This is a genomic window from Rhizobacter sp. (assembly GCF_031412075.1).
In the GTDB taxonomy this organism is placed as follows: Bacteria; Pseudomonadota; Gammaproteobacteria; order Burkholderiales; family Burkholderiaceae_C; genus Rhizobacter.
Genome location: NZ_JANOCG010000103.1, coordinates 1 through 1858, shown reverse-complemented (window position 1 = coordinate 1858; position 1858 = coordinate 1). Strand labels below are relative to the sequence as shown.

The 1858-nt window shown below is 62.8% G+C and carries 2 protein-coding genes and 1 pseudogene; 1 reads left to right on the top strand and 2 read right to left on the bottom strand.

Annotation, left to right across the window (positions count from 1 at the left end):
* Positions 1–187 (top strand): annotated as a pseudogene (locus tag RMO40_RS03895) (hypothetical protein); the annotation flags it as partial.
* A gap of 10 nt (positions 188–197) precedes the next feature.
* Here the strand turns inward: RMO40_RS03895 and RMO40_RS03890 are convergent.
* Both RMO40_RS03890 and RMO40_RS03885 read right to left on the bottom strand, forming a co-directional pair.
* Positions 198–1211 (bottom strand): inorganic phosphate transporter, encoded by a 1014-nt coding sequence (locus RMO40_RS03890; protein WP_309716580.1) that lies wholly within the window; start codon positions 1209–1211, stop codon positions 198–200.
* 18 nt (positions 1212–1229) lie between these two features.
* Positions 1230–1858: DUF47 family protein (locus RMO40_RS03885; protein WP_309716577.1), on the bottom strand; the 629-nt coding region annotated here is incomplete at its 5' end.

Below are 1858 nucleotides of genomic sequence, written 5' to 3'. Positions count from 1 at the left end.
GCCCGACGAAAAATGGAACGAACGTTTCAATCCCGGCGGCCACGCTCACCAGTCGGGTTGGGGCGTGGTTTTTGCATTGATCCTGTCGCTGCTTTTCGGAGCCACAGTGCTCATGTCCACCATCGCCTTCAGCGGCCAGCGCTACTTCGAGTACCAAGTCGAAGAAGGCCGCAAGATCAGCCAGTGAGTCAGCCGGGTCAGGCGAAGACCGAGAAACTCACCCAGTAGAAGATGCCGGCGACCAAGGCAGAAGCGGGAATGGTGAAGACCCAGGCCCACACGATGTTGCCGGCCACGCCCCAGCGCACCGCGGAAGCGCGGCGTACCGAACCCACGCCGACGATGGCGCCGGTGATGGTGTGGGTGGTCGACACCGGCACGCCCATGGCGGTGGCCAGGAAAAGCGTCATCGCCCCGCCCGTCTCGGCGCAGAAGCCACCCACCGGCTTGAGCTTGGTGATCTTCTGCCCCATGGTCTTGACGATGCGCCAGCCGCCGAACATGGTCCCAAAGCCGATCGCGAGGTAGCAACTCCAGATGACCCAGGTGGGCGGCAGCTTGTCGCTGGCGGCGGTGTAGCCGGTGGCGATCAGCAGCATCCAGATGATGCCGATGGTCTTTTGTGCGTCATTGCCGCCATGGCCCAGGCTGTAGAGGCCGGCCGACACGAGTTGCAAGCGGCGGAACCAGTTGTCCACACGCAGCGGTGAGCTTCGCCGGCAGACCCACGCCACCGCCACCATCAGCAGCGAGCCCAACGTAAAGCCCAACAGCGGTGACACGAAGATGAAGGCCACCACCTTCAACACCCCACTGCCGAGCAGCGCGCCCACGCCGGCCTTGGCGATCACGGCGCCACAGATGCCGCCGATCAAGGCATGTGACGAGCTCGACGGGATGCCATACCACCAGGTGATCACGTTCCAGGCGATGGCGCCGATCAGCGCGCCGAACACCACGTGGTGATCGACCACGCCGGGCTCGACGATGCCCTTGCCCACCGTGGCCGCCACATTCAGGTGAAACACCATGATGGCCAACACGTTGAAGAAGGCCGCGAACAACACCGCCTGCTGCGGCTTGAGCACGCCGGTGGAAACCACGGTGGCAATGGAGTTGGCCGCGTCGTGGAAACCGTTCATGAAATCGAACGCGAGCGCCAGCACGACCAGCATCACCACCACCCAGAACGCAACCTGGATCGTTTGCATGCAAAAGCCCGCCCGCGATCAGGAGTTCTCGAGGACCACGCCCTCGATGAGATTGGCCACGTCTTCGCAACGGTCGGAGATGGATTCGAGCTGCTCGTAGATCGCCTTGAGCTTGATCAGCTCGCGCACGTCGGTCTCTTCGCGAAACAGCTTCGACATGGCCGCGCGCATCACACGGTCGGCGTCAGACTCGAGCTTGTCGATTTCTTCGCAGGTCTTGATGGCGGCTTCGGCCGCGTCGCTGTGGTTGATCTTGGGCAGCAGCGAGACGGCATGCTGCACCCGCTCGCAGCACTTTGCGCTCAGGTCGCCCAGGCGCAGCACCTCTTCGGTCATGGCGCGCACGTCGTAGAGCTGCATGGTCTCGGTGGCGTCTTGGAGCAGGTCGACGATGTCGTCCATGGCGTTGATCAGGCCGTGGATCTGCTCGCGGTCGATCGGCGTGATGAAGGTCTTGTGCAGCAGGCGGTTGACCTCGGCCGTCACCTTGTCAGCAGCGCGCTCGGCGGCCACCACCTCGTTGGCGTGTTTCTCGCGCAGTTCGAGATCGGCGTAGTTTTCGATCATCGCGATGAAGGCTCGGGCCCCTTCGACGATGTAAGCCGCATGCTGGTTGAAAAGCTCGAAAAAATTACCTTCTCGCGGCA

Bases quoted from the DNA above. Each gene is read 5' to 3' on its own strand.
- RMO40_RS03890 (WP_309716580.1), bottom strand. From the start codon at position 1,211: ATGCAAACGATCCAGGTTGCGTTCTGGGTGGTGGTGATGCTGGTCGTG.